The organism is Devosia sp., assembly GCF_034675085.1.
Lineage (GTDB): Bacteria > Pseudomonadota > Alphaproteobacteria > Rhizobiales > Devosiaceae > Devosia.
This window is the reverse complement of record NZ_JAUCDN010000170.1, coordinates 1-7,227: the sequence shown is the minus strand read 5'-3', so window position 1 is coordinate 7,227 and position 7,227 is coordinate 1. Positions and strand designations below refer to the sequence as shown.

Sequence of the window (7,227 nt, the reverse complement as noted above, 5' to 3'; positions counted from 1 at the left end):
GCCAGCCAGTGACGCACGGCTTCGGCGACGCGGGCGCGAAAGCCGCTCCAGTTCTCGCCATTTTGCGGCGTGAAACGGCCCGCGCGCCAGGCATGGTAGTCATCGGCCTGGTTGGCCAGAAGATCGGGCTTGGTGCGGCCGGTCCACTCGCCCATATTCAGCTCGCGGAAGCGCTCGTCGCAGGGCACGTCGCCATAGCCCAGAAGACGCGCCGTTTCGCGCGTCCGCCCCAGATCGGACGAGACCACATGGCGTGGCGCCAGGGCCGCGGCATATCGGGCGAAGCGCCGCGCCTGCTCGCGGCCGCGCTCGGACAATTCGGAATTTTCATGCCCTTGCAAGCGCTGCTCGACATTCCACAGCGTTTCACCATGCCGCAACAGAATAAACCTCACGAATCGATCCTCCTTCCGGCCTGATTGAAAATTCCATCGGGCTCGCGCAGCAGGGACAGGGTGATGTCATCGCCGGGAATGGCGGTGAAATAGCCATCCACCATGCCTGTCACCCGCATGCTGCCGACCAGCGCCGTGACCATGGACTGGCCGGCAATCGGCGCCGCCTCGGTGAATTTTCCGGTAAATTGCGGCCGGCCCTCAATGGCGCCGATGCCGATATCCTGCGCGCGATACAGCAGCTCGACCTGGGTATCGGCCATGCCGGCGGGAGCCGTGGCAATGCGCTGGCCGTCAAACCAGAACTCGTTGCCCTGGCGCATGGCCGGAAGCAGGTTTGCCGCCGGCGTGCCCAGGAAAGTGGCGACGAACGTGGTTTCGGGCCGTTGCAGCAATTCGATCGGCGGTCCGAATTGTTCGACCTGTCCCTTGTTGAGCACCGCCACATGGGTGGCCATGGTCATGGCTTCCACCTGGTCATGGGTGACATAGACCGAGGTTGCCCCGGTCATGCGGTGGATGCGCATGAGTTCGCTGCGCATTTCGACGCGCAATTTGGCGTCCAGATTGGACAGCGGTTCATCCAGCAGCAGGATGGAGGGGCGCGGGCCGATGGTGCGGGCAATGGCGACGCGCTGTTGCTGCCCGCCCGAAATTTCGGCGGGATAGCGATCGCGCAATTCGGCGATATTGAGCATGGTCAGCACTTCGGTGACCCGGGCGGCGCGATCCTGCCTGGACCATTTGGCCACTTTGAGGGGCCATTCAACATTGGCCTCCACGGTCATGTGCGGCCACAGCGCATAGCTCTGGAACACCAGACCGGCATGGCGCGAGGCGCTGTCGTGCAGCGTGCCGCCCGCCCCGCTGGACACCACCTTGCCCTCAAAGGCGATCTCGCCCCCGCTGGGGTCTTCAAGACCGGCCAGCATGCGCAGCAGGGTGGACTTGCCGCAGCCCGAGGGCCCGACCAGGACGAGGAAAGAGCCGGCCGGAACGCTGAGGCTGATGTCATTGACGGCACGGAAATCGCCGAACTGCTTGACCAGCTGGTGGATGACCAGCGCGTCGGCCGGCTCCGCTCCCTTGGATTGGATGTTCAATTGCTTTTCCACTTCTGGACGTAATTTTGCAGGATATGCACCGCGAGCGAGGCCAGGAGGCAGATCACGAGGATGACCAGCGTGATGGCGTTCGCGAATTGGGGAAAGCCCAGTCCGGTATAGGTGTAGGCCATCATCGAGAGCACCGGCGTGGTGGCGGTGAACAGCAGGACGACCAGCGACAGGTCGCGCACGATCTTGATGAACACCAATATGCCTCCGGCCAGCAGGCCCCGGATCGCCAGCGGGAAAATGATATGGATCATTCGCGTCAGCGTATTAGCGCCGGTGAGCCTGGCGCTTTCCTCGATATCGGCGGAAACCTGGCTCAGCACCGAACGGCCGGACTGCACCGCATAGGGCATGAGATTGGCTGTCGCCGCCAGCACCAGCAGCAGGAAGGTGCCATAAAGCGCCGGGAACGGCCCGATGGGCGCGCCGTAAAGCGCAATATAGGCCGCCGCCAGCGCGATGGACGGGATGAACAGCGGCACAAAGGCTAGCTGGCTCAGGACATTGGCCAGCAAGGTGCCCTTATATTTGACGATGACATGGGCCAGACCCAGGCCGAGCGCCATGGTGGTGATGGCGACCGTCAGGCCGAGCTTGAGCGTGGTGCCCAGCGCTTCCATGAACATGGGATTGCGGAAAATGCCCGCCTGGCCCTGGGCGAAGCTGGAGCCTGCCTCGCCGATCCAGTAATGCAGGGTCCAGTTGGAGAACAGGGCGCTGGTCTGGGGCGCAAAGCTCGACGCGAACAGCACCAGCACCGGCACGATGGTGGTGATGACCCCGATCAGCGTGGCAATGACGAAAAGCGGCCAGCGCCAGGCACCCAGGGCGAAACGCTTGGTGCGCGAGCCCTTGCCGGTCACCGTGGTGAAGGCGCGGCGCCCCGAGACCATGCGGTCGGAAGCCCATAACAGGGCTGCCGAAACGACGATGAGCAGCAGCGCGATGACGAAGCCGCGCTCGTTTTCGCCGGTCTGCACCATGCCGTAAAGGCGGGTGGACAGGGTATGCATGCGCACCGGAATGCCCAACAGCGCGGGGGCGGCGAAATTGGACACGCCGCCAGCAAAGGTCAGCATGGCCGCCGACACCAGGGCAGGGGTCACCACCGGCAGGATGATGCCGAAGAAGATACGAGGCCGCCTGGCACCGGTCATCTGCGCGGATTCGATCAGATCGGCGCCCACCGAACTCAGGCCGGCGGCGATAATGGTATATGCCAGGGAATAATAATGGGCGATGAGCACAATCAGCGTGGGGATGAGGCCCCAGGCCAGCCAGTCGGGCACGTTCCAGCCCAGGCCCTGAATGAAGCCGAGCTGCCCGCCCAGGCGGCTGTTCTGGAACAGCGTGCCCCAGGCCAGCGCCGCCGCAAAGCTGGGGATCATGAAGGGCAGGATGGACATGATGCCCAGAAAGCGCCGATAGGGCACATCGGTGAGAATGACCAGCCAGGCAAGAAACCCGCCCAGAAGGAGGCATCCCGTGGCCACACCGGCGCCCAGCGCCATGGTGTTGAGCAGCGGTCGCCACCACAGATTTAGCGACAAGGGGCTGGCGATGATGGTCTGCCAGGCTTCAAGCCCCTGCGGCGTCAGGGTGGCGAACACGACCCTGAGCAAGGGCGCGAGCACCAGAATGGCCACCAGCACAAGGAGAATAAGCGGCAAGCCGTTATCGGCGCGAAACAGTTTCCTGTTTGCCCGCGAAAGCATCTGTAGCGATGTCATGACAAACCTGTTCAATGGACGGCGCGCCTTTGCTCGCGCGCCGTCGGCTTATGACGGGGTTATTGCAGCGCGATAACCATATCGAGAATATGGCGGCGGGCAGCGGCAGTCTTGGCCGGGTCGATCTGCCAGAGATTGACCTCTTCGAGCGGCAGCGCCTCGGGATCATCGGCAATGGTGCGGCGGGCGGCATAGTCGCCCGGCACCGCGAAGGGCTCGAAGCCCGGGCCGCCGGTGGCCGAATCGTCGCCGAACATGAAGTCGATCACCAGCCTGGCGGCGGCAGGGCTGGGGGCCTGGTCGGCAATGGCCAGCACGGCCGGGAACAGGATGCCCGAGGCCGGGTTGACGTCATTGGCGATCTGGAGCGCCCAGCCCTCCTTCTCATTGTCGCGCATGCTGGAATAGGTCATGAAGCCGACCGCGGGATCGGTCGCGGTCTTGTCGCCCACCGAGGCGCGGACGGTGGAACTGCTCGAGATCAGGATCAGGTCGTTCTCGAACAGGTCCTGGATAAACTGCTGGCCGGCGCCGTCCAGATGGCCCTCGACCTCGATCGGCTTGCCGAAGAACGCCTCATAGGCGGCGGCCATCTCGTCGGACCGCAGGGAAATCTCGGTCAGCAGGTCGAGCACCTCGCCGCGCTGGGCGGGGTCTTCCATCAGCACCTTGCTGCGCCATTCCGGCGTGGTCAACTGCCACAGATTGGTGATGGGCGAGCCATCGGGATAGGCGGCTTGATTATACATCAGCGCCCTTGTGGAAAGGCGATGGGTGACCAGCGGCTCGGTCAGCTCCGGGGCGATCTGGCCCTCGATGCGCGGCGGCATGTAGCGGTGCAGCCGGTTCTCCGGCACCAACTCGCCGAACACGGTCGGCGCTTCGGACAGATAGAGCACGTCGACCGCATGAATGCCGGCATTCTGCTCGGCGATGAGCCGGGCAATCTGGTTGGTCGAGTTGATATCGAGCCCGATCAGGTCGATGCCGGGATATTTTTCCTCGAAGGCGACCTCGATCTGGGCAATGCGGCTCGACAGCGACCAGACGGTCACGGAGCCCTCCTCCTTGGCCAGGGCATATAGTTCCTCGATGCTCATGGCATCGAGATCCTGCGCCAGGGCCGGCGGCATGACCGAGCAGAGCAGCCCGGCAATGATCAGTTTTTTCACGACTTTCTCCTCACTTTTCCTCGAAGTGCCTGAACAGGTCCGAGAGTTTTTCCAGCGCACCGATGGCCTGCTTCTCATGGCGCGCCGCCATGGTGATCAGCACTGCGTTGACGATGGCGAAAGGCACGGTCGGCGTCTGGAATTCACTGCCCGAGCGCCCGCGCGGGGCGGCCAGGACCAGATCGGCTCTCGGCTCCATGGCCAGGCCCGAGAGGTCTGAAATTAAAATAGTGCGGGCGCCGACGCTGCGCGCATGCGCCATAAGCGGGCCATAGCCCTCCGGCTGCTTGCGGAAGGCCATTCCCACAACCACGTCGCCCGCGTGGAGCGAAACGATGCGGTCGGCAATATCGCGCCCGCGTCCGGCCAGCCCGATCGTGGTCATTCCGAACCGGTCCAGCCGGCGTTGCAGGAAGGAAAGCACCGACTGGGCGTGTCCCTGGCCGAAAAGAAAGATCTTGCCGGCCTCGAAAATCATGTCGACGGCCTGGTCGATATCCTCCTGCGACACCGTCTGGACCATGTTCTCCAGCGCGGCTATTTCGGAGTCGATCAGATCCTGGAGATACCCTTTCTCTCCCGCCATGGCGACGGAGCGGCGCATGCGCTTGGCGGCATCCTGGGTTTCCATCATCTCTTTTTGCAGCATGCTGCGCAGCTGCGGGTAGCCCTTGTAACCCAGTTTCTGGGCCAGGCGGGTCGCCGCCGCCTCGTGCACGCTCAGCCGCTCGGCAAGCTGCGGGCCCGAGAGGAACACGGTCTCGTGCCGGTCCGCCACCAAGGCGTCGACGATCTTGCGCTCGGTCTCGGTGAGCTTGACGCTGTCATTGGCGATACGGTCGATGAAACTGGTCATTGCAATTTTCCTTGTAATGAAATTCGTATCTGCAATTTTTCATGCCGTCAACGTTTCGACGGATCGCACCGTCTCACGCGCGCTTTGGGCCGCCGAAGTGACGCAGAACCTTCGACAACCTGAATACTTATGGATGGGATGTTCCGGCAGTCGGTTGCCGGTCGATGTCATAGCTGCGAGGGCATTGGCGCTGCCGCCCGGGGCGGGAACCCCGGATTGATCGGCTATTGGCTGCAACCAATCCGCGACGTTACCGACGCGCGCCCCTCACGCCCTGACAACGATCCGTGGCATGTTGCCAGCGGATGGTCTTTGGCGCCAAGCGACGGCTACGCTGCACTGGCTCGCGCTTAATTTTGGGTTTGAGCCTGCTTTTTCTGACCCTGCAATCCCGCTTGTTGACTAAGGGCCAAGCATGAGTGCGAATTGCCGCACGGCTCGATCGATCCGATAAGTCATCTGATCGATCTCGTCTGGCGCGGTTTCCAGCGCACGATCCGGCTCGAAAACCGGATAGGCCGATATCTGGGCGGCGAAGAAGCTGAACAGGGGGACCAATTCATGCCCGATCATCATCGCGTGTCGCTGGCCGCCCCCCGACGCCCCCAAGAGGACCGGCTTTCCGGCAAGTGCGTCGCGGTCGATGAAATCGATGAGATGCTTGAACAGGCCAGGATAGGAACCGTTATGAATCGGGGTGACGACCACTAGAGCGTCAGCATTTTCGAGGGAGGAGACGACATGCTCGGCCTGTGCAGAAAACTCGCTTCTGGCATAGGCGGCGCCAAGGGCCCTCCCTGCGTCGCATAGATCGAGTGGCGTCAGGTTCACATTGCCGACCGCCGCCGCCAGCCGTTCCCCGATACGCGACGCGAGGGCGCGCGATTTCGATGGGCGCAGGACATTGCCTGAAAAGAGCACCACGGTGCGCACAGGCGTGGTTGTCGGCGAGGAAGGGGCTTCAGCGGCCATGCTCTGAAAACCGGGCGAGCTTGGCATAGAAATCCGTCATGATCGGGTTGCGCTCGATGCGATGCACATACCGCATCAAGGGGCGGCTGCGATCGGTGCTCCAGGTGGCGTTATCCGTCAGGATTGGGGTGGGGATGAGAACGCTGGGGCACCAGTCGGGCTCGATGAGCCAGGCGATGGCTGCCATGTCCCAGATGACCTTGCTCCAGCCGGGCGGCTGATCCTGGCCATATTCCTTGAAGCGCCGGGAGAGAAAGGAGCCGATTTCTCCGGCTGGCTCCACATGGCGCTCGAACTCGGGGATCGTGGCCACCAGATGCGATGCCACGCCACGGCAGGGCACCAGCACCAGCGGCACGCCGCTGTCGAAAAGCACCTGGGCGCCCCCGACATCCTGAATGAGGTTGAACTCCTGCAAGTCCGGCCATTCCAGCGCATGGCCGCCAAGCCACACCACGACGAGGCGATCAATGATGTCGGGCGCCTTCAGCAGTGCCGAGGCAACGGTGCTGATGGCGGCGATGGCGATGACGTAGAGCGGATCTCCGGGGCTCGATGCGCGGGCCCGGGAAATGAGATCATCCACCGCCTCGGCTTCCCGCGCCCTTTTGCCGGGGCCGACGAATTCGGTGACACCCCGGTAGACGAAACCCTCCGAGCCATGTCCCAGGCGTTCCAGGAGCCGCAGGATCTCGTCATAGCTCAATTCCATCCCGTGCCCGGGACTTTCCGAGCGGGGATTGAAGAACGGCGCAGCGTAAATCGCCTCGGTCTCGATCCGGTCGCTCGAAAGCAGCAATTGCGTCAAGGCAAATTGATCGTCGATTTCGTTGTAGGTATCGGTATCGAGCACGGCACGGATGCGGCGCCGGGGCGGCTGCAAAAGCTCCAGCCGCTTGATGGTGGAAGAGTCGGGCTGCATGGCGATCTCCAATTGGATGCAGAGGCTGCCTAGTGATCGCGCAGGGTGCGATAGGCGGTCTGCAA

At 63.0% G+C, this 7,227-nt stretch carries 8 protein-coding genes; 1 reads left to right on the top strand and 7 read right to left on the bottom strand.

Annotation, left to right across the window (positions count from 1 at the left end; genetic code table 11):
* From VDP82_RS11520 to VDP82_RS11500, 5 genes are all read right to left on the bottom strand, one after another.
* Positions 1-395 (bottom strand): histidine phosphatase family protein (locus VDP82_RS11520; protein WP_323014991.1); only part of this gene is annotated, 395 nt, incomplete at its 3' end.
* Positions 392-1,498, bottom strand: a complete 1,107-nt coding sequence (locus VDP82_RS11515) for an ABC transporter ATP-binding protein (protein WP_323014990.1) — start codon at positions 1,496-1,498, stop codon at positions 392-394. The genes VDP82_RS11515 and VDP82_RS11520, both read right to left, overlap by 4 nt.
* Positions 1,495-3,240 (bottom strand): ABC transporter permease, encoded by a 1,746-nt coding sequence (locus tag VDP82_RS11510; protein ID WP_416347106.1) that lies wholly within the window; start codon positions 3,238-3,240, stop codon positions 1,495-1,497. The genes VDP82_RS11515 and VDP82_RS11510 overlap by 4 nt, the downstream gene beginning before the upstream one ends.
* Positions 3,241-3,299: 59 nt before the next feature.
* Positions 3,300-4,412, bottom strand: a complete 1,113-nt coding sequence (locus tag VDP82_RS11505) for an ABC transporter substrate-binding protein (protein WP_323014989.1) — start codon at positions 4,410-4,412, stop codon at positions 3,300-3,302.
* Between the two features lie 10 nt (positions 4,413-4,422).
* Positions 4,423-5,268, bottom strand: coding sequence for a MurR/RpiR family transcriptional regulator (locus tag VDP82_RS11500; RefSeq protein WP_323014988.1), 846 nt, complete (start codon positions 5,266-5,268; stop codon positions 4,423-4,425).
* Here VDP82_RS11500 and VDP82_RS11495 point away from each other — a divergent pair.
* A complete protein-coding gene (locus VDP82_RS11495) occupies positions 5,255-5,488 on the top strand; it encodes a hypothetical protein (RefSeq protein WP_323014987.1) in 234 nt (77 codons plus the stop codon). The genes VDP82_RS11500 and VDP82_RS11495 overlap by 14 nt on opposite strands.
* Positions 5,489-5,670: 182 nt before the next feature.
* Here VDP82_RS11495 and VDP82_RS11490 read toward each other — a convergent pair whose 3' ends face one another.
* On the bottom strand, positions 5,671-6,240 hold the full coding sequence (locus tag VDP82_RS11490) for an NAD(P)H-dependent oxidoreductase (RefSeq protein WP_323014986.1): 570 nt from the start codon (positions 6,238-6,240) through the stop codon (positions 5,671-5,673).
* Positions 6,230-7,162: a nucleoside hydrolase gene (locus tag VDP82_RS11485; protein ID WP_323014985.1), complete on the bottom strand. Its 933-nt coding sequence runs from the start codon at positions 7,160-7,162 to the stop codon at positions 6,230-6,232. Before VDP82_RS11485 ends, VDP82_RS11490 begins: the two co-directional genes overlap by 11 nt.
* Positions 7,163-7,227 lie beyond the last annotated feature (65 nt).